The sequence below is a fragment of the Variovorax sp. GW821-FHT09D07 genome (assembly GCF_059416345.1).
The window spans coordinates 499,885-524,073 of sequence record NZ_JBWKOY010000002.1; the positions used below are offsets into that span (position 1 = coordinate 499,885).

Annotated in this window: 23 protein-coding genes; 17 read left to right on the forward strand and 6 right to left on the reverse strand. The window is 69.2% G+C overall.

Features of this window, described 5'->3' with window-relative positions; genetic code table 11:
* Nucleotides 1-119: 119 nt before the first annotated feature.
* The gene (locus tag AC07OX_RS08600) at nt 120-2,666 is read left to right on the forward strand and encodes a penicillin acylase family protein (protein WP_495260633.1); all 2,547 of its coding nucleotides are present in this window, start codon (nt 120-122) and stop codon (nt 2,664-2,666) included.
* 1 nt (nt 2,667) lies between these two features.
* Here the strand turns inward: AC07OX_RS08600 and AC07OX_RS08605 are convergent, their stop codons facing one another.
* Entirely contained in the window at nt 2,668-2,808 is a 141-nt protein-coding gene (locus tag AC07OX_RS08605) for a hypothetical protein (protein ID WP_495260632.1), read from the reverse strand.
* 104 nt (nt 2,809-2,912) lie between these two features.
* On the opposite strand from AC07OX_RS08605, the gene AC07OX_RS08610 reads away from it, so the two are divergent.
* The 7 genes from AC07OX_RS08610 (at nt 2,913) to AC07OX_RS08640 (ending at nt 9,763) form a co-directional block, all read left to right on the forward strand.
* Nucleotides 2,913-3,416, forward strand: coding sequence for a hypothetical protein (locus tag AC07OX_RS08610; RefSeq protein WP_495260631.1), 504 nt, complete (start codon nt 2,913-2,915; stop codon nt 3,414-3,416).
* Entirely contained in the window at nt 3,391-3,750 is a 360-nt protein-coding gene (locus tag AC07OX_RS08615; RefSeq protein ID WP_495260630.1) for a hypothetical protein, read from the forward strand. Before AC07OX_RS08610 ends, AC07OX_RS08615 begins: the two co-directional genes overlap by 26 nt.
* Nucleotides 3,751-3,997: 247 nt before the next feature.
* Nucleotides 3,998-5,113 (forward strand): BMP family ABC transporter substrate-binding protein, encoded by a 1,116-nt coding sequence (locus AC07OX_RS08620; RefSeq protein WP_495260629.1) that lies wholly within the window; start codon nt 3,998-4,000, stop codon nt 5,111-5,113.
* A 102-nt stretch (nt 5,114-5,215) separates the two neighbouring features.
* Nucleotides 5,216-6,502 (forward strand): guanine deaminase, encoded by a 1,287-nt coding sequence (guaD, locus tag AC07OX_RS08625; RefSeq protein ID WP_492734426.1) that lies wholly within the window; start codon nt 5,216-5,218, stop codon nt 6,500-6,502.
* Nucleotides 6,503-6,587: 85 nt separating this feature from the next.
* A complete protein-coding gene (gene dcd / locus AC07OX_RS08630; protein WP_062477547.1) occupies nt 6,588-7,154 on the forward strand; it encodes a dCTP deaminase in 567 nt (188 codons plus the stop codon).
* Nucleotides 7,155-7,266: 112 nt separating this feature from the next.
* On the forward strand, nt 7,267-8,163 hold the full coding sequence (gene ypfJ, locus AC07OX_RS08635; RefSeq protein WP_495260628.1) for a KPN_02809 family neutral zinc metallopeptidase: 897 nt from the start codon (nt 7,267-7,269) through the stop codon (nt 8,161-8,163).
* 130 nt (nt 8,164-8,293) lie between these two features.
* Nucleotides 8,294-9,763: a DEAD/DEAH box helicase gene (locus AC07OX_RS08640; protein WP_062477554.1), complete on the forward strand. Its 1,470-nt coding sequence runs from the start codon at nt 8,294-8,296 to the stop codon at nt 9,761-9,763.
* A 70-nt stretch (nt 9,764-9,833) separates the two neighbouring features.
* Here the strand turns inward: AC07OX_RS08640 and AC07OX_RS08645 are convergent, their stop codons facing one another.
* From AC07OX_RS08645 to AC07OX_RS08660, 4 genes are read right to left on the reverse strand one after another with little or no spacing between them, the layout of a single operon-like run.
* Nucleotides 9,834-11,471, reverse strand: coding sequence for a rhodanese-related sulfurtransferase (locus AC07OX_RS08645; protein ID WP_495260627.1), 1,638 nt, complete (start codon nt 11,469-11,471; stop codon nt 9,834-9,836).
* Entirely contained in the window at nt 11,468-12,067 is a 600-nt protein-coding gene (locus tag AC07OX_RS08650) for a cysteine dioxygenase family protein (RefSeq protein ID WP_495260626.1), read from the reverse strand. The genes AC07OX_RS08645 and AC07OX_RS08650 overlap by 4 nt, the downstream gene beginning before the upstream one ends.
* Nucleotides 12,064-13,035: an ABC transporter substrate-binding protein gene (locus AC07OX_RS08655; RefSeq protein WP_495260625.1), complete on the reverse strand. Its 972-nt coding sequence runs from the start codon at nt 13,033-13,035 to the stop codon at nt 12,064-12,066. Before AC07OX_RS08655 ends, AC07OX_RS08650 begins: the two co-directional genes overlap by 4 nt.
* The gene (locus tag AC07OX_RS08660; RefSeq protein WP_495260624.1) at nt 13,032-14,264 is read right to left on the reverse strand and encodes an acyl-CoA dehydrogenase family protein; all 1,233 of its coding nucleotides are present in this window, start codon (nt 14,262-14,264) and stop codon (nt 13,032-13,034) included. Before AC07OX_RS08660 ends, AC07OX_RS08655 begins: the two co-directional genes overlap by 4 nt.
* A 147-nt stretch (nt 14,265-14,411) precedes the next feature.
* On the opposite strand from AC07OX_RS08660, the gene AC07OX_RS08665 reads away from it, so the two are divergent.
* From AC07OX_RS08665 to AC07OX_RS08700, 8 genes are read left to right on the forward strand one after another with little or no spacing between them, the layout of a single operon-like run.
* A complete protein-coding gene (locus AC07OX_RS08665) occupies nt 14,412-15,410 on the forward strand; it encodes an ABC transporter substrate-binding protein (RefSeq protein WP_369644273.1) in 999 nt (332 codons plus the stop codon).
* Between the two features lie 33 nt (nt 15,411-15,443).
* Nucleotides 15,444-16,553 carry an LLM class flavin-dependent oxidoreductase gene (locus tag AC07OX_RS08670; protein WP_062482534.1) on the forward strand — a complete coding sequence of 370 codons (1,110 nt, stop codon included), beginning with the start codon at nt 15,444-15,446 and terminating at the stop codon, nt 16,551-16,553.
* A 3-nt stretch (nt 16,554-16,556) separates the two neighbouring features.
* Nucleotides 16,557-17,381 (forward strand): class II aldolase/adducin family protein, encoded by an 825-nt coding sequence (locus AC07OX_RS08675; RefSeq protein WP_495260623.1) that lies wholly within the window; start codon nt 16,557-16,559, stop codon nt 17,379-17,381.
* A 32-nt stretch (nt 17,382-17,413) separates the two neighbouring features.
* Nucleotides 17,414-18,415: an ABC transporter substrate-binding protein gene (locus AC07OX_RS08680; protein WP_070061730.1), complete on the forward strand. Its 1,002-nt coding sequence runs from the start codon at nt 17,414-17,416 to the stop codon at nt 18,413-18,415.
* The gene (locus AC07OX_RS08685; protein WP_495260622.1) at nt 18,412-19,479 is read left to right on the forward strand and encodes an ABC transporter permease; all 1,068 of its coding nucleotides are present in this window, start codon (nt 18,412-18,414) and stop codon (nt 19,477-19,479) included. Before AC07OX_RS08680 ends, AC07OX_RS08685 begins: the two co-directional genes overlap by 4 nt.
* Nucleotides 19,473-20,261: an ABC transporter ATP-binding protein gene (locus tag AC07OX_RS08690; RefSeq protein WP_159274519.1), complete on the forward strand. Its 789-nt coding sequence runs from the start codon at nt 19,473-19,475 to the stop codon at nt 20,259-20,261. The genes AC07OX_RS08685 and AC07OX_RS08690 overlap by 7 nt, the downstream gene beginning before the upstream one ends.
* 1 nt (nt 20,262) lies before the next feature.
* On the forward strand, nt 20,263-21,405 hold the full coding sequence (locus tag AC07OX_RS08695; RefSeq protein ID WP_495260621.1) for a c-type cytochrome: 1,143 nt from the start codon (nt 20,263-20,265) through the stop codon (nt 21,403-21,405).
* A 34-nt stretch (nt 21,406-21,439) separates the two neighbouring features.
* Nucleotides 21,440-22,402, forward strand: a complete 963-nt coding sequence (locus tag AC07OX_RS08700; protein ID WP_495260620.1) for an ABC transporter substrate-binding protein — start codon at nt 21,440-21,442, stop codon at nt 22,400-22,402.
* Here the strand turns inward: AC07OX_RS08700 and AC07OX_RS08705 are convergent.
* Complete coding sequence (locus AC07OX_RS08705) at nt 22,399-23,436, reverse strand: helix-turn-helix domain-containing protein (RefSeq protein WP_495260619.1); 1,038 nt, start codon at nt 23,434-23,436, stop codon at nt 22,399-22,401. The two genes, AC07OX_RS08700 and AC07OX_RS08705, sit on opposite strands and share 4 nt — an antisense overlap.
* 235 nt (nt 23,437-23,671) lie before the next feature.
* Here AC07OX_RS08705 and AC07OX_RS08710 point away from each other — a divergent pair, with 235 nt between their 5' ends.
* A complete protein-coding gene (locus AC07OX_RS08710; RefSeq protein ID WP_495260618.1) occupies nt 23,672-24,187 on the forward strand; it encodes a response regulator transcription factor in 516 nt (171 codons plus the stop codon).
* Nucleotides 24,188-24,189 lie beyond the last annotated feature (2 nt).

Below are 24,189 nucleotides of genomic sequence, written 5' to 3' on the forward strand. Positions count from 1 at the left end.
GGCGCCTTCGAAGGTCTCCAGGCGCGGTGCAGGACAGCGGCTGCGTTCAAGCCGCAGCCGGCCTGCCTGCCTAAGCTGGCGATGCTCCATCAAGAGAGCATCAACCGGAGACATCGACAATGAGACAGACATCCTCGCGCGGCGCCATGCCGCGGTCCCTGCTCGCCCCGATCGCGCTCGCCACGGCGGCCCTGCTCACCGCCTGCGGTGGCGGTGGTGGAGGCGGCAACGGGTTCCCGTTCTTTCCCATCGGCGGCAATCCGCCCACCAACCCACCGGCCGAAGGCAGCTACAAGGCCGAGATCCGCCGCACCGCCCTGGGCGTGCCGCACATCAAGGCCGACAACTGGCCCGGCGTGGGCTACGGCTACGGTTTTGCGCAGGCGGAAGACGACCTGTGCACGATGGCCGACTCCTTCCTCACCTACCGCGGCGAGCGTTCGCAGTACCTCGGCGGCGATGCGCAGCTCGTGGCCAGCAGCACCATCGCGCGGCCGAAGAACATCGACTCCGACTTCTTCCACAAGCAGGTGATCTCGGCCGACGTGCTCGCGAAGATGACCGCCGCCCAGCCCGACAACCTGAAGCAGCTGGTCGAGGGCTTCGCCGCCGGCTACAACCGCTACGTGCGCGACGTGAAGGCCGGCGGCACGGCGCACCAGGCCTGCCGCAACGAAGCCTGGGTGAAGCCCATCACGGCCGAGGACATCTACCGCCGCATGTACGCGGCCAACCTCGCGGGCGGCTACAGCGTCTTCCTGCCGAACATCGCCAATGCGATCGCACCGGCACCGGCCGCGCCCACCAAGATGGCTGCGCGCAGCGGCGCGAAGAAGCCCGCGCTGCAGCTGGCGGCGGCCAGCGTGCCCGTGCCCAAGCTGCTGCAGGTGGGCGGCAAGGAGGGCGTGGGCAGCAACATGATCGGCTTCGGCACGGCCGCCACAGGCGACAGCAGCCCGCTGCTCTTCGGCAACCCGCACTGGTACTGGCGCGGGCCGGACCGCTTCTACCAGGCACAGCTCACGATTCCGGGCCAGCTCAACATCAGCGGCACCTCGTTCCTCGGCATCCCGGTGATCCTCATCGGCTTCAACGACAACATCGCGTGGAGCCACACGGTGTCGACCGCGCGGCGCTTCGGCTTCTACGAACTGAAGCTCGCGGCGGGCGACCCGACCAGCTACATGCGCGACGGCAAGCCCGTGAAGATGCAGGCGCTCAACATCACCGTCAACGTGAAGCAGGCCGACGGCAGCGTGGCGCCGGTGACGCGCACGCTCTACAAGTCGGAGTACGGTCCGATGGTCAACCTGGCCGCGGCGGGTGCGCCCTATGCCTGGAGCCAGACCACGGCCTTCGCGATCCGCGACATCAACGGCGAGAACTACCGCACCTTCAAGAACTGGCTGCGCTGGAACCAGGCCAAGTCGCTGGACGAGTTCATCGCCATCCAGCGCGAGGAAGCGGCCATTCCGTGGGTCAACACCGTGGCCGTGGGCCGCGGCGCGGCCAAGGCCTGGTATGCCGACATCGGCGCGGTTCCCAACGTGTCGCCCACCCAGGTGGCCAGCTGCACGACGCCGCTGGGTGCGGCGGCCGCCTCCTCGTTCCCGCTCGCGCCGTTCTTCGACGGCTCGAAGAGCGAATGCGACTGGCAGACCGATGCCGACTCGGCGCAGAAGGGCGCCATCGGCGCGGCCCGCTTGCCGAGCCTGTTGCGCGACGACTATGTCGAGAACTCGAACGACAGCTACTGGCTCGCGAACCCGAAGGCGCCGATGACCGGCCACCCGGCCATCATGGGGCCCGCGGGCACGGCGCCAGTGAGCTTCCGCACGCGCCTGGGCAACCTGATGGCGCAGGCACGCATCGACGGCACCGACAGCTACGCCGGCAAGGCGGCCACGCCGGAGACCGTCAAGCAGATGGTGCTCAACAGCCGCGTGCTGACGGCCGAGCTGTTCAAGGACCAGGCGCTGGCCATGGTGTGCGCGACGCCGACGATCAACGTGGCGACCGATCCGCAAGGCGGCGCCGCCATCGGGCGCGACGTGGACACCGGCCCGGCCTGCGCGGTGCTCAGGGCCTGGAACAACACGGGCACGCTCGGTGCGCGCGGCGCACACATCTGGGACGAGTTCTGGAACCGCGCGTCGCTGCAATCCGCGGCCACGCTCTACAACGTGCCGTTCAGCGCGAGCGATCCGATCCACACGCCGCGCGACCTGAAGGCAGGCGCCGCGAGTGCCCTGCAGCAGGCCTTTGGCGCAGCCGTCGCGCGCGTGGAGGCCAGCGGCTTCGCACTCGATGCACAGCGCGGTGACTACCTGTTCGCCACGCGCGGCGGCCAGAAGATCCCGCTGTACGGCGGCTGCCACGGCCCGGGCTATTTCACCATCGCGTGCTCGGAGAACCGTCTGGACAAGGGCGGCTACACCATGGACGGCAACCCGAACGGCAACAGCTACATGCAGATCGTGCGGTTCCCTGAAGGCGGCGTGGAGGCCCACACCTTCCTGACGTTCTCGCTGTCGGACGACCCGGCTTCGGCGCACAACGCCGACTACACCCGGGCCTACAGCGCGGGGCAGTGGCTGAAGGTGCCGTTCTCCGAAGCGGAGATCAAGGGCGACGCGGCCTACCGCAGCGCGGTCGTCAGCGAGTAGATCAGCGAGTAACGGGCGCCGTGGTGGACGCGGCGCGCTGCGCGAGCCAGTTCCACCCGGCGCGCATGCCGATGTGCCCGCCCACGCGGTTCGGATCGTCGTAGGCCGCGATGTTCGGGTAAATGGGAAACCCTCGATGCAAGGGCGCGCCATTTCGAGTCGAATCTCCAGCTCGAAGGAGGTGGGTAACATGCGAGGTACAACCAACTCTTTCGACTCTCATCCCTGAGTGCGAGGAATCAATTTATGGGCCTTACGGATGCAATTGGGCTGACCCTCTCACTCGTCGGGCTGGGGATCGCTGTTTGGCAGTTGCGTCGGACCCAGAAGGCGATGGATGCTGCGCGAGAAGCAGCCAAAGAGGTGGTTCAAACTATTCGCAACATTGAGTCAGTTTCGAGCATGCAAGAAATTCGAGGGAGATCGCGGGATCTTATGCACCTCGCTCGAACTCGAGATTTCGCGGCCGCTGCAAACGCTGCATTTGAATTGCGAGACGTGGTTTCAAGGTTTCGTAGCCATGCAACACGGCTTGCCATGCAAAACAGCGAGGAATGGATGACGGCCGTGGGCAATGTTGTCTCTCTCCATGAGAGACTTGAATCTGCTGCAGTGACTAATCGTTTGGGAAAAGAAGAGAGAGAAGCTCTAATTCACGAGATTGGCAGGATTCATTCAGTCTTCTCTTCCATGACCTCAACTACTGAAACCGTCGGAGTAAATGATGCCTATCCCCAGCGACTACCGTGACATCGTTAAAACACTGCTGGACAGAACTGAGATGGCTGAGGTGAATTGGCAAACCACCAAATTTGGAGTTGAAGTACCAATCGACGGCTCGAAGTTCAACCTCTGGGCTGGTACAGACGAACACACTGAGGAGCCCTTTGTGTCCTTTGGTCTCGCTGATGCGCATGGGAACCAGTTGGACACTTGGTTTGTAGACTTGGGAGATGTGGACTATGAGTTGGTCAATCGACTTTTCCAAGCCGCAAAACGACAAGCTCTAGGTGTACCTCAGCGCCTCAAGCAGCTTCAAGAGCTATTGAAGAAGTCAAGCGTTATTGGAGCGCCGAAAGGCTAGCTCCAACCGCACGCGTGCTTGATGAGGGCGTAAGAGTGTCGAATTGACGAGTGATCTAGGTTTTGAATATGTTGGTGCTTGCGGAGCTGCTCCCGTTGCTCCCCTAGTCGATAGGTCTACCCCTTGTCGACGGCAGAGTTGAGTTCGTTGGAATCGGGCACAGCCCTCCACTAGAATGCGCCCCCGCAGCAGGGCGTCCCGGCCTGCTGCGGGGTTTTGCTTTTCCGGGGCCATGTAGAGGACCACCATGTACAAAAACCTCGCGGGCCGCGCCGTTCTGGCGTGGGTGACCGCCTGTTTTTTATCCCCCGCCTTTTCACAGACCGCACCGCCGAAGCCGCCCCTGGCCAAGGACGCGCTGAAGATCGGCTTTGTCTACGTCACGCCGGTCACCGATGCCGGCTGGGTGCGCCAGCATGAAGAAGGCCGCAAGGCCGTCGAGGCCGCGCTGGGCCCCCGCGTGAACACCGTCTTCGTCGAGAACGTGCCCGAGGGCGCCGACGCCGAGCGCGTGATCCGCGATCTTGCGCAGCAGGGCAGCCAGCTGATCTTCACGCCCAGCTTCGGCTACATGGAGCCGACGCTGAAGGTCGCGAAGGACTTTCCCGGCGTGAAGTTCGAATCGATCACCGGCTACAAGACCGCGCCCAACGTCGCCACCGCCAACGCCCGCTACTACGAAGGCCGCTACCTCGCGGGCATCGCGGCCGGGCGCATGACGAAGACGAACGTGGCCGGCTACGTCGCGGGCTTTCCGATTCCCGAGGTGCTGCAGGGCATCAACGCCTTCACGCTCGGCATGCGCTCGGTGAACCCGAAGGCCAAGGTGATCGTGGTGTGGCTCAACGAGTGGTTCGATCCGCCGAAGGAGCGCGACGCGGCGATGGCGCTGTTCAACCAGAACGCCGACGTGCTCGCCTTCCACACCGGCTCCACCGCCGTGATGGCCGCTGCGCAGGAGCGCGGCAAGATGGCCGTGGCCTACCACTCCGACATGCGCAAGATCGCGCCCGACGCGCAGATCGTCGCGGTCACGCACCAGTGGGGCGGCTACTACACGCAACGCGCGAAGGCCGTGCTCGACGGCACCTGGAAGAGCGGCAACCTCTGGGGCGGCGTGAAGGAAGGAATGATCCGCGTTGGCGACTTCGGCACCAAGGTGCCCAAGGCCGTGCAGGACGAGGTGCTGGCGCGGCAGAAGGACATCGCGGCGGGCAAGCTGCAGCCGTTCCGCGCGGCGGCGGCCGATGTGCGCGACAACGAAGGCCGCGTCGCGATCGCCAAGGGCGCGCAGCTGAGCGACGAACAGGTCCTGCAGATGAACTGGCTGGCCGAGGGCGTGCAGGGGCGGGTGACGCGCTGAGCGCGGCCTTTTGCCCCGCCTGAAGAGAGCGTTGCGCGTATAGCACTCATACGCGCAGGGCAATTCCCGCCGTCCGGGGCTGGATTACCCTCCGCATCCACGATGAAAAAAGCCTACCGCGCCTCCCTCCTGCGATTCGACGCCGCCGGCCTGCCTGTCTTCGATGAAGACGGCCTGCTGGTCGTCGCCCCCGACAGCACCGGCCGCCAGCGCGTGCTCGACGCCGGCAGCCATGCCGACGTGTCGCAGCGCCATGCCGGTGCCCACACCACCCACCTGCCGGGCCGCATCCTGGCGCCGGGTTTCGTGGACATGCACGTGCATTACCCGCAGACCGACATCATCGGCGCGCCCGCCGCCGGCCTGCTGCCCTGGCTCGAGAACTACACCTTCCCGGCGGAAGCCAAGTTCGCCGACCCCGCGCACTCGCGCGTGGTGGCCGACGTGTTCTTCGACGAGCTGCTGCGCAACGGCGTGACCACCTCGCTGACCTTCGCGACCTCGCACGTCGCCTCGGTCGACGCCTTCTTCGAGAGCGCGCAGCGCCGCCAGCTGCGCATGATCACCGGCAAGGTGCTGCAGGACCGCAACTCGCCCGACGGCGTGCGCGACGACACCGAGCAGAGCCTGGTCGACACCGAGGCGCTGATCCGCAAGTGGCACAACGTCGATCGTCTGGGCTACGCCATCACGCCGCGCTTTGCGCCCACCAGCACCGACGCGCAGATGCGCGGCGCCGGCGAGCTGGCCGCCAAATACGGCGACACCTGGATCCAGTCGCACGTGGCCGAGAACCGCGACGAGGTGAAGTGGGCGCGCGAGCTGTACCCCAAGTCGCGCTCGTACCTCGACGTGTACGCCGACTTCGGCCTGCTGCGCGAGCGCGCCGTGTACGCCCACTGCATCTACCTGGACGACACCGACCGTGCGCTCATGCACGAGACCAAGACGGCCGCCGCCGTGAGCCCCACGAGCAACCTGTTCCTGGGCAGCGGCTTCTTCGACTTCGGCGCGGCCGACCGCCTCGAGCAACCGTACGGCCTGGCCAGCGACGTGGGCGGCGGCACCAGCTTCAGCCCCTTCCACACCATGCTGGCCGCGTACTACGTGGGCCGCGAGGGCCAGACCAAGACCGGCCTGAGCATCGCGCCCTCGCGGCTGTGGTGGCATCACACCGGCGGCGCCGCGCGTTCGCTGGGGCTCGACGGCGTGGTCGGCAACCTGCAGCCGGGCTGCGAGGCCGACTTCCTGGTGCTGAACCCGTCCGCCACGCCGCTCCTGGCGCGCAAGACCTCGCTGGCCAACAACCTCGAAGAGCTGCTGTTCGCGATGATCGTGCTGGGCGACGACCGGCTGGTCGAGCGCACGGTGATTTCGCAGGCGGGCTGAGCGGCGCCTGCGGGGGGAGGGCGCGCAGGGCGCCCATGCCACAATTCGGCCCCGATTTCCCCCGCAGCAGCATCAGCGAGCGCATATGAGCATCAAGAGCGACAAATGGATCCGGCGCATGGCCGAGAACGAAGGAATGATCGATCCCTTCGAACCGGGCCAGGTGCGCGAGAACGACGGCCACAAGATCATCAGCTACGGCACCTCGAGCTACGGCTACGACATCCGGTGCGCGCCCGAGTTCAAGGTCTTCACCAACATCCACAGCACGGTGGTCGACCCGAAGAACTTCGACGAGAAGAGCTTCGTCGACATGCACGGCGACTACTGCATCATTCCGCCCAACAGCTTCGCGCTGGCGCGCACGGTGGAGTACTTCCGCATCCCGCGCAACGTGCTGACCATTTGCCTGGGCAAGAGCACTTACGCGCGCTGCGGCATCATCGTCAACGTGACCCCGTTCGAGCCCGAGTGGGAAGGCTACGTGACGCTGGAGTTCAGCAACACCACGCCGCTGCCCGCCAAGATCTACGCGGGCGAAGGCTGCGCGCAGGTGCTGTTCTTCGAGAGCGACGAGGTCTGCGAGACCAGCTACAAGGACCGCGGCGGCAAGTACCAGGGCCAGCGCGGCGTCACGCTGCCCAAGACCTGACAGCCTGATACAGGCATCCTGACCGCCGGTTACGTTCCGGGCGGCCGGGCCAAGTACCATCCTGCGACGTTCCGGCAAATACGCCGTTCAGCAAGCCGGCAAGGAGACTGCGATGAGATGGGAAGGCAACGAACAATCCGACAACGTCGAAGACCGCCGTGACGGCGGGGGTGGCGGGGGTGGCGGCGGAGGCGGTGGCTTCATCGGCGGGCGCGGCATCGGCATCGGCACTATTGCGGTCGCGCTCATCGCTGGCTGGATCTTCGGCATCAACCCGCTCACCGTGCTGAGCCTGCTCAGCGGCGGCGGTGACCCGGTCCAGGTGCAGCAACAGCAGCAAGGCCCCGCGCCCAAGCCGCCCACTGGCGACCGCGAGGCGGCCTTCGTCTCCACCGTGCTGAAGAACACCGAGGTGGTCTGGACCGATCTCTTCCGCAAGAGCGGCGGCAACTACCAGGCACCCCGGCTCGTGCTGTTCCGCGGTGCCACGCCCACGGCCTGCGGCACCGGCCAATCGGCCATGGGGCCGTTCTACTGCCCGGGCGACAAGAAGGTCTACATCGACCTGGCGTTCTACGACACCCTGAAGAACCAGCTCGGCGCACCGGGCGAGTTCGCGCAGGCGTACGTCATCGCGCACGAGGTCGGTCACCATGTGCAGGACGAACTGGGCATCACCGCCAAGGTCGACGGCATGCGCGGGCGCCTGAGCCAGTCGCAGAACAACGCCATCAGCGTGCGCGTCGAGCTGCAGGCCGACTGCTTCGCGGGCGTGTGGGCGCACCACTCGCAGGAGTCGAAGAAGTGGCTCGACCCGGGCGACATCGAGGCCGCCATGAACGCCGCGCAGAAGATCGGCGACGACGCCCTGCAGCGCTCGGCGGGCCGCGCCGTGGTGCCCGACAGCTTCACCCACGGCTCCAGCGCACAGCGCCAACGCTGGTTCGGCACGGGCTACCAGACGGGTGAAATGAAGTCCTGCGACACCTTCAACGCGCGCAATCTGTAAAGACTGTCTCCCGAGAGCCCCGGATTCATTGGGGTCTTTGCTACTGAATAAATAGCAATTCGGCCTGCGCGGATGTTGTCGTTTCGTTGTCACTGCCGTTTTTTGCGGCAATGCGACAATAGAAGGCTCAATGACAATGTCCTTCTCCAATCTATCGCTGGCAGAACCGCTGGCCCGCGCCGTGGCCGAAATGGGCTACGAGACCATGACGCCCATCCAGGCACAGGCCATTCCGGTCGTGCTTTCAGGCCAGGACGTGATGGGCGCCGCGCAGACCGGCACCGGCAAGACGGCAGCGTTTTCGCTGCCCTTGCTGCAGCGCATGCTCAAGCACGAAAACGCCTCCACCTCGCCCGCGCGGCATCCGGTGCGTGCGCTGGTGCTGCTGCCCACGCGCGAGCTGGCCGACCAGGTCGCACAACAGGTCAAGCTGTACGCCAAGTACACCAACCTGCGCAGCACGGTCGTGTTCGGCGGCATCGACATGAAGCCCCAGACGCTGGAGCTGAAGAAGGGCGTCGAAGTGCTCGTGGCCACGCCGGGCCGGCTGCTCGACCACATCGAAGCCAAGAACGCGGTGCTCAACCAGGTCGAATACGTCGTGCTCGACGAGGCCGACCGCATGCTCGACATCGGCTTCCTGCCCGACCTGCAGCGCATCCTGAGCTATCTGCCCAAGCAGCGCACCACGCTGCTGTTCTCGGCCACCTTCTCGCCCGAGATCAAGCGGCTGGCCAGCAGCTACCTGCAGAACCCGGTCACCATCGAAGTGGCGCGGCCGAACGAAACGGCCTCCACCGTCGAACAGCATTTCTACAGCGTCTCCGACGACGACAAGCGCCGTGCGCTCAAGCAGATCGTCAAGCAGCGCGGCATTACGCAGGCCTTCGTGTTCGTCAACAGCAAGCTCGGCTGCGCGCGCCTCGCACGCTCGCTGGAGCGCGACGGTCTGCGTACCACCGCACTGCACGGCGACAAGAGCCAGGACGAACGCCTGAAGGCGCTCGCCTCGTTCAAGGCCGGCGAAGTCGACCTGCTGGTGTGCACCGACGTCGCGGCCCGTGGCCTGGACATCAAGGACGTGCCCGCCGTCTTCAACTTCGACATCCCGTTCAACGCCGAAGACTACGTGCACCGCATCGGTCGCACGGGCCGTGCCGGCGCCTCGGGCCTGGCCGTGAGCTTCGCCAGCGGCGGCAACGATGCGCGCCTGGTGGCCGACATCGAGAAGCTGATCAAGAAGAAGATCGAGCTCGAACCCGTCGAGTTCGAGGAAGACCGCCCGCGCGGCCGCATCAACGACGGACGCCGCCACTGGCGTGAAGAAGGCGAAGCCGGCGACGCACGCGACGTGCTCGACCAGCCGCGCGAACGCCGCGAAGCCGACACCCGCCGCAGCATGAGCGGTGGCGGCCGCCCGCACCGCGCGCCGTCCGCGCCGCGCGATCCGTTCTTCGACAAGCCCTACGAGTCCGGCGAGCGCGAAGCCGCGCCGGCCTGGGAAGCGTCGGCCAAGGCCGCGCCCGCACGCGGCATCTCGAGCAACATCAAGAGCAAGCGCAAGGTCGCGGCACTGTTCAAGGCGGCCGAGCCGGGCTGAGCCGGGGTGGCGCGACAGTGAAAGCAAAAAACCGGGCATGCCCGGTTTTTTTCGTCTGCGCTCCGCGCGCTCAGGCCACGCGAAAGTGATGCGTGCCGTCGCGCCCCAGCTGCGCCACCAGCCCGTACTCCCAGTCCAGGTAGCCCTGCATGGCTTCGGCGGGCGCGTCGGTGCCTTCGTAGGGCCGGCGGTAGCGGTCGGTGCGGGCGGTGGCCAGGCGGGTCTCGCCGGTCTCGGCCGGCAGCCCGGCGGCGAACCAGGCGGTGTTGCCGCCCGTGAGCACCTGCACCTCCACATCGCGCTGGCCGCGCGCGTCGAGCAGGGCGCGCAGGTCTGCGGCGGCGTAGCGTGCGAGCAGGCTGCTGCCGCAGGTGAGCACGTAGCGCGGGGCGGACGGAAGGGCCTGGCGGTCGATCGCCTGCGCCAGCTGCGCGCGGATCGCGTACCAGGCGCCGGGAATGTGGCGCTTCACGTAGTTGGCGCTCGTGGTCACGTCGATCACGGCGGTGGCGGGCTGCTGCTTCAGCAACTCGGCCAAGGCTTGGGGCGCGATCTCGGCGACCGTGGCCGCGACGGGCGGGTAGGCCGACGTCGGCGTGCCGGTTTCGCTGAGCGCAGCGGCTGGCGGCACCGCATCGGGCACGTACACCTCCCAGCCCATTTGCGCGAGCCATGAGGCGCTCATCGACGCGCGCACGCCGTCGTCGTCGGCCAGCACGATGCGTGCGCCGCGCACCGGCACCTGGTGATCGGTTTCCTGCACCAGCTGCCCGCCGGGCGCGCTCGCGAAGCCGGGCAGGTGGCCGGCGGTGTATTCCTCGGGCGTGCGCACGTCGAAGCGGTACACGGTGCGGCCCGGGGCCTCGAGCGTGTGGAGCGCGTCGACGGCGATGCGGTGCACGCCCGCGGCGTCGGCCACGCGGCGTGCGTCGGCCTGTGCCTGCGCGCGGTTCGCTTCCGACACTGCAGCCGGTGCCTGCCGGCCCGCGCCGTGGTCGAGCACCTGGCCCGCGAGCTTCCAGCCGATGGTGCCGTTGCGCAGCGCCGCGACCGGGTTCGGGATGCCCGCGTTCACGAGTGACTGCGTGCCGATGATGCTGCGCGTGCGGCCTGCGCAGTTCACGATCACGCGCGTGGCCGGGTCGGGTGCGAGCTCGCGCACGCGCAGCACCAGTTCCGCGCCCGGCACGCTGGTGGCCGAGGGGATGCTCATGGTCTGGTATTCGTCGAAGCGGCGCGCGTCGAGCACGACCACGTCGGCGCGGCTGTCGATGAGCGCCTTCACCTCGGGCGCCGACAGCGACGGCGTGTGCCGCTCGTGCTCGACCAGCTCGCCGAAGGACTTGCTCGGCACGTTGACGTCGCGGAACAGCTCACCGCCTGCCGCGCGCCAGCCTTCGAGGCCGCCGTCGAGCAGGTGCACATTGGTGTAGCCGAGTGCGGCGAAGGTGCGTGCCGCCAGCGGCGCGAGGTCGACACCGTCGTGCGCGCCGTACAGCACGATGAAGGTGTCGCGCCGCGGAATGCGTCGCCACGCTTCGATCTCGATGCGCGACAGCGGCAAGTTGGCGGCCCACAGCGGATGCTCCTGCGCGAACGGGTCTTCCTCGCGCAGGTCGAGCAGCGCGGTCTCCTCGCGCGCGATCAGCCGTTCGCGCAGCGCGGCGAAGGGCAGCAGGGGAAAGGAGGCGGTCGTTGTCGTCGTCATGCGGCAGTGTTTCGGAGTTCGGCGGAGCGGTCCCACAGGTTGGGCAGCAGCGTGTTGGAGTAGCCGGAGACGAAGGGCTTGCGCCCGCCTTCGGCCGGGTAGGTGTGGCGGCGCACGGCGCCGATGTTGGCGCCGTACACGTGGATGCTGATCGACACGCGGTCGGCGTGCGCGTTGTGCACGCGGTGCAGGTCGCCCACGGTGGGGGACACGGCCTCGACATGGCCCGCATCGAGCCGCACCGGCGCGCCCTGGGGTCGCGCGGTGCCGTCGGCGTCGAGCGCGTAGGGCTGGCTGTACTCGGCGCCGCGCAGCATGCCGATGAGGCCCCACACCGTGTGGTCGTGGATCGGTGTGGCCTGGCCCGGCCCCCAGACGAAGCTCACGACCGAGAAGCGCTCGGTGCTGTCGGCGTGCAGCAGGAACTGCTGGTAGTAGGTCGGGTCGGCCACGGCGAAGGCGTCGGGCAGCCAGTCGTCGCGCGCCACCAGCGTGCGCAGCAGCGCGCCGCCTTCGGACAGGATGCGCGGCTCGTCGGGCTGGCTGTCGAGCAGCCGGCCGAAGGCGCCGACGAAATCGCGCAGCGGAGCAATCATGCGGGGCGTTTCCAGAGTTGGGTGTCGGTGATCGCGCGCACATCCACGCGTGTGGGAAGGATACCGTCACGCGCCGAGCGGTCAGCCACAGTTTGCAGCGCGGCGATGTCGGCCTCGCTCACGGGCCGCCCCGCCACCGAGGCGCGCGCCGTGATGAGGCGCGCCGACGTGATCGGCAGCCGCGTGAGCTGGCTGTAGGCCTGCGCGTAGGCCTCGGGGTTGGCCAGCGCCCAGTCGCCCGCGCGGGCGAGCCGCTCGAGGAACTGCACGATGGCCGCGCGCTTGGCCGCATCGGCTAGCGAATGCTCGCTCGCGGTGATGAAGCCCAGCGCCGTGTTGATGCCGCGCCCGTCGCGAAGGATGCGCCCGCCCTGCTGCAGCGCGATGGCGTAGTAGGGGTCGAAGATGGCCCAGGCGTCGATCTGCTTCGACGCGAATGCGGCGGCGGCGTCGGTGGGCAGCACGAACTTCACCGTGACCTCGTCGCACCGCACGCCGGCCTCTTCGAGCGCGCCGTAGAGCTGGTACTGCGAGATGCTGCCGCGCGCCGACGAGACGACCACCGTCTGGCCGCGCAGGTCGGCCACGCGGCGCAGCGGCGAGTCGGGCTGCACCACGATGCCCAGCGACTCGGCCTTGCCCACGCGCGTGGCGACGATCTTCAGCGGCGTCTTGCCGACGGCCGCCGCGAGCACCGGCAGGTCGCCGGCCATCGCGGTGTCGACGGCGGCGCTGCGCTGCGCCTCGAACAGCGGCGCGGCGCCCTGGAAGTTGGCCCAGCGGTAGGCGAAGGGCGCGTCGTCGAGGGCCTTGGAGGCCTCGAACAGCGAGCGCAGGCCGCCGGCCTGGTCGCCGAGCACCAGCGTGGCCTGGGGTTGCGCCATCGCGCGCAGCGGGCCGGCCGTGGCCAGCGACAGCGCGGCGCTTTGCGCGAGCCAGGCGCGGCGAGAAATTGGCAGCGCGCTCATGCCGCACCTCCCGATGCCTGCAGCGCACGCTGGCCCGCCGCGACCAGGATCGCGTCGTTCTGCGGCGTGTGGATGCGGCTGCACAGCACGTCGCGGTAGTGGCGCTCAAGCGGGTTCTGGCGCGTGAGGCCGTGGTTGCCGCTCAGCTGCAGCGCCAGTTCGACCACGCGGATGGCGTGCGTGGTCACGGTGTGCTTGAGCAGGCCGCTGTCGGCGGCGGGCGGCGTGTGGCCGCTGTCGACCGCGGCGGCGGCGTCGTCGAGCAGCACGCGGTTGGTGCGCAGCAGCGCCTCGATCTCGCCCACCTGCTCCTGCACGCGCGGCAGACTGGCCAGCGGCGCGCCCAGGCTGCCGGGCGCGCGCCGGTTCAGGAAGTCGACGAGCCAGTCGCGCGCGGCACGCGCCACGGCGTCGTAGAGGCTGCCCAGCAGCACGACCATCCAGGCCTGCTGCGCCGCATGGGCGTCGATGTCGGTCTGGCTGCCGGCGCCGGGCGCCCAGTCGGCGGGCGCGCGCAGGTCGACGGCGTGGTCGGCGGCAATGGCGACGTCCTCGAACACCACCTCGTGGCTGCCCGAGGCGCGCAGGCCCAGGTGGTCCCAGCTCGCGATCACGCGGATGCCGGGCGCGTCGCGCGGCACCAGGAACACGCCGGTGCGCGGCGCGGCCTCGTCGGTGCGCGCCCAGACCGCGAGCCACGACAGGCCCTCGATGCCGGTCGTGTAGAGCTTGTGGCCGTCGATGCGCCAGCCCTCGGGCGTGCGCCGGGCCACGGTGCCGGGCAGGCCGCCGCGTGCCGGCGAGCCCAGCGCGGGCTCCACGCGCAGCGCGTTGATGAGCGCGCCGTGCGCCACCGCGTCGCGCGCCACGCGCTCGCGCAGGTGCGCGGGCCAGCGGCTCTCACGGCGTGCGAGCGCCTGGTGCTGCAGGTAGGTCATGGTGAGGATCAGCGCGGTGGCGGGCTCGCCGCGCGCCACCGCTGCGATCACGCGGCGTGCCGTGGCCAGCGTGGCACCGCCGCCGCCGTATGCGGCGGGCGCGACGAGGCCGACCAGGCCGTGCGCCTGCAGCGCCTCGAAGTTCTGGCGCGGAAAGGCGCCGCTGCGGTCGTGGTCGGCCGCCGTGGACGCGAACTGGTCCGACAGGCGGGCCAGCACGGCGGGGTCGACGAAGGGCGGGGTGTCTGTGTCGGGAATGGCCGGCGCGCGGCGCAAGGGGAGTGCACTCATGGTGCCCGCACGGTAAAGGCCCGCTGCCAGTGCGCGAAGGATGCATCGCGCATATCCAAATTCGTTTTTCTGCGTTCGTTTTCGGGGGCCGTCTCGGTACGGTCTCGCTTCTCCTCGTGAGTGAGTGAAGAAGAAAGAACACAAGGCATGACACCCGATTTCCCGCTGGACCGACGCCGCCTGCTGCAGGCCGCCGCCGCATGGGGCGTGGCGGCTTCGGGCGTGGCGCAGGCCGCCGCGCCCTCGCGCGACCTGTCGGGCGTGACCCTGCGCGTGGGCACCTACAAGGGCCTGTGGCGGCCGCTGCTCACGGCCTCGGGCCAGGCCGACACGCCCTACAAGATCGACTGGCGAGAGCTCAACAACGGCGTGCTGCACATCGAGGCCATCAACGGCGACGCGCTCGACCTGGGCTCGGGCAGCGAGATTCCGCCGGTGTTCGCGGCGCGGCAGAAGTCGAGCGTGCGGCTCGTGGCCGTGACGCACGAAGACCTCAACAACCAGGCCACGCTGGCGCGCAAGGACGCGCCGATCCGCAGCATCGCCGACCTCAAGGGCAAGCGCGTGGGCTACGTGCGCGCCACCACCTCGCACTACTACCTGGCCAAGCAGCTGGCCGAGGCGGGCCTGTCGTTCGCCGACATCCAACCCGTGAGCCTCACGCCGGCCGACGGCCTCTCGGCCTTTGCGCGCGGCGACCTCGATGCCTGGGCCATCTACGGCTACAACGGCCAGCTCGCGCGCACCCAGTACGGCGCGCGCACGCTCAAGACCGGCGTGGGCTACCTGTCGGGCAACTTCCCCATCTACGCCAACCCGCGCGCGCTCGACGACACGCTGCGCCGCGCGGCGCTGGGCGACCTGCTGCAGCGCCTGCAGCGCGCGTTCGCCTGGATCAATGGCAACTTCCTGGCCTACGCCCGCGCGCAGTCGGCCGAGACGCGCGTGCCCGTGGGCGACCTGGTCGAGCTGTTCAACGGCCGCAGCGGCGACTACAGCCTCGGCCCCGTCACCGACGCCGTGGTGCGCAGCCACCAGGACGTGGCCGACACCTTCCAGAAGATCGGCGTGCTCGACGGCCCCGCCGACGTGAAGCCGCTGTGGGACCGCCGCTTCGAGAACCTGCTGCGGTTGCCCGCTGCCTGACCCCTTCATTCCATCCGCATCCACGAGGACACCATGAGCCAGAACGACGTTGAATTCATCGGCATGATCCAGGGCCAGAAGGTCTCGGAGATCCACGCCGCCAAGGGCCCGGCCATCGACCGCGACTACGTGCGCGCCTTCGCGCAGGCGCACGAGAACGCCGGCTTCGACCGCGTGCTGGTGCCGCACCATTCCACCAGCCCCGACGCCACGCTCACCGTGGCCTACGCGGCCTCGGTGACCGAGCGCATCCACTTCATGCTCGCGCACCGCCCGGGCTTCGTGGCGCCCACGCTCGCGGCGCGCCAGTTCGCCTCGCTCGACCAGTTCAGCGGCGGGCGGCTCGGCGTGCACTACATCTCGGGCGGCTCCGACGAGGAGCAGAAGCGCGACGGCGACTGGCTCGACCACGACCAGCGCTACGCCCGCACCGACGAATACCTCGAGGTGCTGCACAAGGTGTGGACCGCCGAGAAGCCCTTCGACCACGAAGGCGCGCACTACCGCTTCCAGAACGCATTCTCCGAAGTGAAGCCGGTGCAGACGCGCCATGGCAAGCCGCACGTGCCCGTGTACTTCGGCGGCGCGTCGGAGGCGGCGATTCCGGTCGCGGGCAAGTACGCCGACGTGTACGCGCTGTGGGGCGAATCGCTCGATCAGGCGCGCGAACTCACGACCCGCGTGCGCGCCGAGGCGGCAAAGCACGGGCGCAGCGTGCGTTTCTCGGTGTCGTTCCGCCCGATCCTGGCGGACACCGAAGAGGCCGCATGGGCGCGCGCCGAGAACATCCTGGCCGAGACGAAACGCCTGCGCGTGGTGCAGGGCTACAACCGCGGCGGCCCGCAGCAAAGCGAAGGCGCCAAGCGCCTGCTGGCTGCGGCCGAGAAGGGCTCGCGCCTGGACAAGCGGCTGTGGACCGCGGTCGCGCAGGAGATCGGCGGGCGCTCCAACAGCACCGCGCTGGTCGGCACGCCCGAGCAGGTGGCCGATGCGCTGCTCGACTACTACGACCTGGGCGTGACCACCTTCCTGATCCGCGGCTTCGATCCGCTCGAAGACGCGACGGACTATGGGCGCGCGCTGATTCCACGCACGCGCGAGCTCGTCGCGCAGCGCCTGCAGTCGCAGCGCAAGGCGGCCTGAGCCATGAGCGCCGTCCTGTCGATCGACCGCAGCGCGGCCCAGCCGCTGAAGCTCCACGCGAACCCGCAGCAGAAGCACTGGTTCGACCCCATCCCGCCGCGCCCCACCGTGCAGGCCGAGCGCCGCCACCGGCAGGAGCGCCTGGCGGGCGCCTTCCGCCTGTTCGCGCGCTTCGGCTTCGCGCAGGGCCTGGCCGGCCACATCACGGCGCGCGACCCCGAGCTGACCGACCATTTCTGGGTCAACCCGCTGGGCGTGCACTTCTGGCGCATCAAGGTGTCCGACCTGCTGCTCGTCAACGCGAAGGGTGAAGCGGTCGTCGGCGACCGGCCGCTCAACAAGGCCGCCTTCGCCATCCACGCCGCGATCCACGAGCACAACCCGAACATCGTGGCCGCCGCCCACACGCATTCGACCTACGGCAAGGCCTGGTCCACGCTGGGCCGCAAGCTCGACACGCTCACGCAGGACGCCTGCGTGTTCCACGACGACGTGGCGCTGTTCGACGACTTCACCGGCATGGTGGTCGACACCAGCGAGGGCGATCGCATCGCCCGCGCGCTGGGCGACAAAAAGGGCGCCATCCTCAAGAACCACGGCATCCTGACGGCCGGCCCCACCGTGGAGGCCGCCGCGTGGTGGTACATCGCGCTGGACAACGCCTGCCACACGCAGCTGCTGGCCGAGGCGGCAGGCACGCCGCAGCCGATCGACGAGGCCACCGCGCGCCACACGCACGGCCAGATCGGCGGGCCCGAAGGCGCGATCCATTCCTTCGACAGCCTGTACGAAGGCCTGGTCGAGGCCGAACCCGAACTCCTGCTTTGACGATGACGACGAACCCCCGGAGCCTTTCCCCGATGAACGCATCCCTTTCCCGCCGCAGCGTGCTGCGCACCGGCGCCGCCGCCGCCGTGGTCGCCTCGGGCGGCCTCATTGCCTCGCAGGCCTTCTCGCAGCAGGCGCGCAAGCTCACCTTCGCCTGGAACGCTGCGGCCTTCTGCCTCTCGCCCGTGGTGGTGGCGCAGGAGCGCGGCTATTTCGAGCGCAACGGCCTGCAGGTGGACCTCGTCAACTACACGGGCTCGACCGACCAGCTGCTCGAATCGCTCGCCACCGCCAAGGCCGACGCGGCCGTGGGCATGATCCACCGCTGGCTCAAGCCGCTCGAATCGGGCTTCGACGTGAAGATCGTCGGCAGCTCGCACGGCGGCTGCGTGCGCCTCGTGGGCGCCAAGGACGCGGGCGCCACCAGCCTGGCCAGCCTCAAGGGCAAGATCATCGGCGTGTCGGACATCGCGAGCCCGGGCAAGAACTTCTTCTCGATCCTGCTGGCCAAGAACGGCATCGACGCCGACCGCGACGTGACCTGGCGCCAGTACCCGGCCGACCTGCTCGACATCGCGGTGAAGAAGGGCGAGATCCACGCCATTGCCGACGGCGACCCGAACGTGTACCTGATCGAGAAGCGCAACCAGGGCACCTTCGTCGAGCTCGCGAGCAACCTCTCGGGCGAGTACAAGGACAAGGTCTGCTGCATCGTCGGCGCGCGCGGCGAGCTGGTGCGCAAGGACAAGGCGACCGTCGCCTCGCTGGTGCGCGCCATCGCGCAAGCCTCCGACTACGTGGCCGAGAACCCGAACGAGTCGGCCAAGCTCTTCGCCAAGTACTCGCCCAAGGTGCCGGTCGAAGACCTGCGCGCGCTGCTGGGCACGCTCACGCACAACCACCACCCGCTGGGTCGCAAGCTGCGCGACGAGGTGGAGTTCTACGCGCGCGATTTCCGCGGCGTCGGCGTGCTCAAGAAGACCACCGACCCGGTGCGCTTCGCGGAGCATGTCTCCTTCGATCCGCTGGCATGAGCGCCGTCATCGACCGGGTGCTGGAAGCACCACCGCAAGCGCCAGGGAGCTGGCGCCGCCCTGGCATCGAAAAGGCCGCGCCGGCCGCCGTGTTCGCGCGCCCCGCCGAAGGCTTCTGGCGCACCGGCGCGCTCGCGAGCGCGGGCTGGGTCGCGCTGGGCCTGCTCACCGTCTACTGGCCCAACAAGGCCGTGGGCTTCAGCGACTGGGCCTACACCGACGAATTCGGCATCGCCGCCATCGCCATCGGTGCGGTGCTGCTGCTCGTGGCGCTGCTCGGCACGCGCGCCGGCCGCGTGGCGCGCACGTTGCGCCCGGCCGGGCCATGGCTGGTCGCGCTGCCGGTGCTGTTCGCCCTCTGGGAAATCGCCACCGCCAAACTCGCGCTGCTGCCCACGCCGTTCTTCGCGCCGCCGCAGAGCCTCATCGAAACCTACATCGACGACTGGCGGCGCCTCGGCGAAAGCCTGGCGCATTCGGCGCGGCTGCTCGCCCACGGCTTCGTGCTGGGCGCGCTCGCGGGCTTTCTCACGGGCGTGACCATCGGCTGGTCGCGCATCGCGGGCTACTGGGTGCATCCGGTGCTGCGCTTCGTGGGGCCGGTGCCGGCCTCGGCGCTGCTGCCGCTGGCGTTCTTCTTCTTTCCGTCGAGCTATGCGGCGGCCGTGTTCCTCATCGCGCTGGCCACGGGCTTTCCGGTGGCCGTGCTGACGTGGTCGGGCGTGGCGGGCGTCAACCGCAACTACTACGACGTGGCGCGCACCATGGGCGCGAGCGAGCGCTTCCTGGTGCTGCGCGTGGCGATTCCCGCCGCGCTGCCGCAGGTGTTCGTGGGCCTGTTCATGGGGCTGGGCGCCGCCTTCTCGGTGCTGGTGACGGCCGAGATGATGGGCGTGAAGGCCGGGCTGGGCTTCTACCTGTCGTGGGCGCAGGGCTGGGCTTCGTACGCGAACATGTACGCCGCGCTGATCGTGATGGCGCTGCTGTGCTCGGGCCTGATCACGCTGCTGTTCAAGGTGCGCGACCGTGTGCTGTCGTGGCAGAAGGGGACCGTGAAATGGTAGCCACCGTTGAAGCCAACGTGCGCCAGGCTGGCGCGCAGATCGACATCCAGGGCGTGAGCCACTGGTTCGACGTGCCGGCCGGGCCGCTGCAGGTGCTCGACGACATCGACCTCACGGTGAAGCCCGGCGAGTTCGTCGCGCTGCTCGGGCCGAGCGGTTGCGGCAAGTCGACGCTGCTGCGCCTCGTGGCCGGGCTCGAGCCCGCCACGGCCGGGCGCATCACGCAGGACGGCGCACCCATCACGCGGCCCGACCCGTCGCGCATCGTCGTTTTCCAGGACCCGACGCTCTACCCCTGGCGCAGCGTGTGGGACAACGTGGCGCTCGGCCTGCAGGCGCGCGGCGTGCTCAAGGCGCAGCGCGGGCGCGTCGACGAAGCGCTGAAGCTCGTCGGCCTCACCGATTTCGCCAAAGCCTTTCCGCACCAGCTCTCGGGCGGCATGGCGCAGCGCGTGGCGCTGGCGCGCGCGCTGGTCAACGACCCGCAACTGCTCGTGCTCGACGAGCCGCTGGGCAAGCTCGATTCGCTCACGCGCATCGCGATGCAGAGCGAGCTGGTCAACCTGTGGCAGCGCGCGGGCTTCTCGGCGCTGCTGGTGACGCACGACGTGGAAGAGGCGCTGTTCCTCGCCAACCGCGTGATCGTGCTGAGCGACCGGCCGGCACGCATCGCGGCGGAGCTCGTGGTCGACCTGCCGTACCCGCGCCACCGCGGCCACGCGCGGCTGGCGGAGCTTCGCCACGAAGCGCTGCGCCACCTGGGGCTTGACGCCACCTGGTGACATGAACGCAACGCCCGAGGCCGATTGGCTCAACCTGCTGATCGGCCTGCTCCAGGGCGCTCAACTCCAGCTGCTGCGCATGCTCGATGCGCTGGGCCTCGTGCGCCATGTGCACGGCCAGCCGGCGTGGCCGTGGGCGCACCGGCTGTCGGGCGAGAACCTGCTGATCGACCTGGGGCAGGCGCGCAGCCTCGCGTGGACGCTGGTGTGCGTCGGCGTGGCGGTGCTGCTGCTGTTGATCGCGTTGCTCTGGCGGCGCCCGCGCTGGTACCTGCTCGCGCTGGTGCCGATGCTGCTGATCGCCGCGCCCTGGCCCCACGCGAACGTGGTGCTGGTGCCCGCGACGCCGGCGAGCTTCCATGCATCACCGACCGGCTTCACGGCCACGTCCATCGCGCAAGGCCGCGTGCTCTACGCGCAGCACTGCGTGAGCTGCCACGGCACCGACGGCAAGGGCGAAGGGCCGCTGGCCGCGTCGCTCGCCGTGTGGCCGCCGAACCTCACGGGCCCGCTGCTGTGGCGCCGCGCCGATGGCGACCTGCTCTGGCGCGTGCTTCACGGCACGGCCGCCATGCCCGGCTTCGGCGGCCCGCTCGACGCGGCCGATGCCTGGGCGCTCATCGACTACATGAAGGCGCAGGGCGCGGGCCAGAGCCTGCGTGCGCTGGGCCACTGGCCGCAGCCCGTCGGCCTGCCCGACATGGCGGTGCGTTGCGGCGCGCAGGCGCCCCGGTCGCTCGCGCAGTGGCGCGGGCAGCGCGTGCGCGTCGTGGCGGGCGCGGTCGCGCCCAGCGAAGACCCGCGCCTGGTGACGGTGCAGCTGCTGCCGCCCGGGGCGAAGGCGGCGGGCGTTACCGCCGATTGCGTGGCCGATTCACCGGCCGCGTGGGAGGCGCTGGCGCTCATCGCGGGCACTGACCAGCTCGCGGGCATGCAGCTCATCGCCGACCGCGACGGCTGGCTGCGCGTGCGCGGCCTGCCGGGGCAGGCCGGTTGGTCCGACGACGACCTGCTGTGCCGCAGCGACAGCCCGCCGGCCGCCTCGGCGAAAGGCGCCGTGTTGCCACCCGACGGCCTGGGCGCACTCATCGCCCGCATGGACGCCGAGCCGGTGCGCTTCGTCAAGGGCGGCTTCATCCACTGATTTCCTTTTCACTGCCTTTACGGAGAACGAACCCATGACCTCACGCCTCGACCGATCGCGCCGCCAGCTGCTTGCCGGCGGCCTTGCCGCTGCCACGACCGCCACCTTGCCCGCCTTCGTGCGTGCACAAGGTCGTCCGGTACTCAAGGCCGGCGACCAGAAGGGCGGGCTGCGCGCGCTGCTCGAAGCGGCGGGCGGGCTCGAAGGCCTGGGCTACGACATCCAGTGGTCGGAGTTCCCGGCCGCCGCGCCGCTGGCCGAGGCGCTCAACGCGGGCGCGGTCGATTCGGGCCCGATCGGCGATGCGCCGCTGATCTTCGCGCTCGCGGCCGGCACGCGCGTCAAGGCCATCGGTGCGAACCGCTCGGACGCCTACGGCACGGCGGTGCTGGTGCGGCCCGATTCGCCGCTCAAGAGCGCTGCCGAGCTCAAGGGCAAGAGCGTCGCCACCAACCGCGGCTCCATCGGCCACTACGTCACGCTCAAGGCGATCACGGCCGCGGGCCTGAAGCCCGAGGACGTGAACCTGCGCTTCCTCGCGCCGGCCGATGCCAAGCTCGCGCTCACGCAGGGCTCGGTCGATGCCTGGGCGACGTGGGAGCCCTACACCGCGCTCGCCGAAATCAGCCGCCATGCGCGCGTGCTGGTCAGCGGGCGCGGCCTGCTGCCGGGGCTGAGCTACCTCGCCGCGACCGACGCCGCCATTGCCGCCAAGCGGCCGGTGCTGCAGGACTTTCTGCAGCGCGTGGTGAAGGCGCAGCGCTGGTCGTACCGCAACGTCGATGCGTTCTCGGCCACGCTGGCACGCATCATCGGCATTCCGCCCGAGGCGGCGAAGCTGCAGTTCGAACGCCGCCAGCAGCAGTGGGTGGCCATCGATGCGCAGGTCATCGCCGACCAGCAGGGCACGGCCGATTTCTACCGGCAGGTGGGGCTCATCAAGCAGCCGCTCGACGTGAAGGGCACGTTCGACACGGGCTTCGGTGCCACGGCCTAGGGCTGTCGCTCGAGGGCCTGCACGCGGAAGTCCTGCGGCGCAATGCCGTAGGCGCGGCGAAAGGCGCGGCTGAAATCCGAGGCGCTGCGAAAGCCCGCGCTGTAGGCGATGTCGGTCACCATCACATGCGGGTAGCGCGCCAGGTCGCTTGCCGCCTGGCGCAGCCGCAGGCTGCGGATGTAGCTGCCCAGCCCGCCCTCGTGCTGGAACATGCGGTACAGCGTGGGGCGCGGCAGCTGCAGCGCGGCCAGCACGCTCTCGGGCGTGAGGTCGGCGCGGTGCAGGTGCGTCTGCACATGGCGGCGCACCTGGTCGAACATGGCGGCACGTGCCGCCGAGCGCGCGTTGCCGTCGAAGCCGGCCTGCTTGCCGAAGGCCGACACCACGAGCTGCGCGCCCGTGCGCACCGCGCTCTGGGCCGCCGCCGGCGTCATGCCGCCGATGTCGCGCGCCAGCGAGATCGCGTGCCCCGCCGCCAGCCGCGCCAGCGGCGTGGTGCAGGTGAGCATGCGCCCATGGATGGCCTCGGGGTCGGGGAAGCTTTCCTGCACCAGCGTGCCGGGCACGAAGAAGGTGTGGACCCGGCACTCGTGGCGCCGCATGCGCACCGGCTGGTTCATGTCCAGCGCAAGGATGGTGGGCGTGCCGGCGGGGGCGGGTGGCGGTTCTCCCTTGCGGCGTGCACCGGGTGTGGCGCGCACCCGCAGGTCGTCCACACCGCCTTCCTCGAACACATGGAACACGAAGTCGCGTACGCTGTCGGTCGACACGCGGGCCAGCGAGCGCTCCAGCACCAGCGTGTCGGAACGGCACTCGGTGAAGACGAGGCCTCCCACGTCGTAGCGGTCGATCGCGGCGTTGAACGGGCGCTCGAGCGCATCGCGCGTGGGCAGCGCGTCCATCACATGGCCGACGCGTGCGCGCCAGGCCAGGAACTGCCGGTCGGGCGGCTCTGTATGCACGTCGAAGTGGCTGTGCGCCACGCCCGGGGGAGAGAGGGGGCGTTCGGGGGCCGCGGCGGCGCTGGATGTCATGGGCGAGGTCGGAACAGCGCCAGGGCGTGTGGCGGGCTGTTCCGCCAAATAGTACTAACTAAGCGTTAAAAAATCACAGATTTCGCGGAATTCTCCCAAGAACTGAGACGGATGGTCAAGGCTGTTTACAAAGCGCCCTCAGGCTCGCAGCAGGCGTCCCGCATGGCAATTTCATTGCACAGGGACACCGGGTTTACTTTTTCCCCCAGCGTTGATCGACCGAGCGAGCATTGACATGTCCAAAGGAAGCGCCGAGCTGCGTGCCATTTCGGAACTGGACGACGCACCGCCCTTGAGCCCCGCCGTGGCCGCGAATGCCGCGGCGCGGCTCTTTGCCCAGGCCAACCAGCTGGAGCTGGCCAATCTGATGGCGGCGGTCGAGCGCGGCGACGTGTGGGCTGCTGCGCGCACGGCGCGGCAGATTCTTTGCGACATCGAGGAAGCCGCGCTGGAGGCACACGGGCTCGACAGATCGCGCGAAGCGGCCTGCGACGAGGGCCTGCTCTCGCCGCGTGAACTCAAGGTGCTCGAACTCGTGGCCCAGGGTTGGAGCAACCGGCGCGTGGCCGAGGCGCTGCACCGCTCCGACAGCACGGTCGCCAGCCAGATCAAGAGCATCTACCGCAAGCTGTCGGTCCACTCGCGCACGCAGGCCGTGCACGAGGCCATGCGGCGCGGGCTGCTGCACCCCTCGGGCGCGACGCAGCGCCGGGTGATCAGGTTCCCGGGGGCCGGGCCCGCGCGCGGCTGAGT

Bases quoted from the DNA above. Each gene is read 5' to 3' on its own strand.
- AC07OX_RS08670 (WP_062482534.1), top strand. From the start codon at position 15,444: ATGAGCCAGAACGACGTTGAATTCATCGGCATGATCCAGGGCCAGAAG.
- AC07OX_RS08650 (WP_495260626.1), bottom strand. From the start codon at position 12,067: ATGATTGCTCCGCTGCGCGATTTCGTCGGCGCCTTCGGCCGGCTGCTC.
- AC07OX_RS08690 (WP_159274519.1), top strand. From the start codon at position 19,473: ATGGTAGCCACCGTTGAAGCCAACGTGCGCCAGGCTGGCGCGCAGATC.
- AC07OX_RS08700 (WP_495260620.1), top strand. From the start codon at position 21,440: ATGACCTCACGCCTCGACCGATCGCGCCGCCAGCTGCTTGCCGGCGGC.
- AC07OX_RS08685 (WP_495260622.1), top strand. From the start codon at position 18,412: ATGAGCGCCGTCATCGACCGGGTGCTGGAAGCACCACCGCAAGCGCCA.
- AC07OX_RS08645 (WP_495260627.1), bottom strand. From the start codon at position 11,471: ATGACGACGACAACGACCGCCTCCTTTCCCCTGCTGCCCTTCGCCGCG.
- dcd (WP_062477547.1), top strand. From the start codon at position 6,588: ATGAGCATCAAGAGCGACAAATGGATCCGGCGCATGGCCGAGAACGAA.
- AC07OX_RS08665 (WP_369644273.1), top strand. From the start codon at position 14,412: ATGACACCCGATTTCCCGCTGGACCGACGCCGCCTGCTGCAGGCCGCC.
- AC07OX_RS08655 (WP_495260625.1), bottom strand. From the start codon at position 13,035: ATGAGCGCGCTGCCAATTTCTCGCCGCGCCTGGCTCGCGCAAAGCGCC.
- AC07OX_RS08640 (WP_062477554.1), top strand. From the start codon at position 8,294: ATGACAATGTCCTTCTCCAATCTATCGCTGGCAGAACCGCTGGCCCGC.
- AC07OX_RS08710 (WP_495260618.1), top strand. From the start codon at position 23,672: ATGTCCAAAGGAAGCGCCGAGCTGCGTGCCATTTCGGAACTGGACGAC.
- AC07OX_RS08695 (WP_495260621.1), top strand. From the start codon at position 20,263: ATGAACGCAACGCCCGAGGCCGATTGGCTCAACCTGCTGATCGGCCTG.
- AC07OX_RS08660 (WP_495260624.1), bottom strand. From the start codon at position 14,264: ATGAGTGCACTCCCCTTGCGCCGCGCGCCGGCCATTCCCGACACAGAC.
- AC07OX_RS08615 (WP_495260630.1), top strand. From the start codon at position 3,391: ATGCCTATCCCCAGCGACTACCGTGACATCGTTAAAACACTGCTGGAC.
- AC07OX_RS08675 (WP_495260623.1), top strand. From the start codon at position 16,557: ATGAGCGCCGTCCTGTCGATCGACCGCAGCGCGGCCCAGCCGCTGAAG.
- AC07OX_RS08600 (WP_495260633.1), top strand. From the start codon at position 120: ATGAGACAGACATCCTCGCGCGGCGCCATGCCGCGGTCCCTGCTCGCC.
- guaD (WP_492734426.1), top strand. From the start codon at position 5,216: ATGAAAAAAGCCTACCGCGCCTCCCTCCTGCGATTCGACGCCGCCGGC.
- AC07OX_RS08610 (WP_495260631.1), top strand. From the start codon at position 2,913: ATGGGCCTTACGGATGCAATTGGGCTGACCCTCTCACTCGTCGGGCTG.
- AC07OX_RS08620 (WP_495260629.1), top strand. From the start codon at position 3,998: ATGTACAAAAACCTCGCGGGCCGCGCCGTTCTGGCGTGGGTGACCGCC.
- AC07OX_RS08680 (WP_070061730.1), top strand. From the start codon at position 17,414: ATGAACGCATCCCTTTCCCGCCGCAGCGTGCTGCGCACCGGCGCCGCC.
- ypfJ (WP_495260628.1), top strand. From the start codon at position 7,267: ATGAGATGGGAAGGCAACGAACAATCCGACAACGTCGAAGACCGCCGT.
- AC07OX_RS08705 (WP_495260619.1), bottom strand. From the start codon at position 23,436: ATGACATCCAGCGCCGCCGCGGCCCCCGAACGCCCCCTCTCTCCCCCG.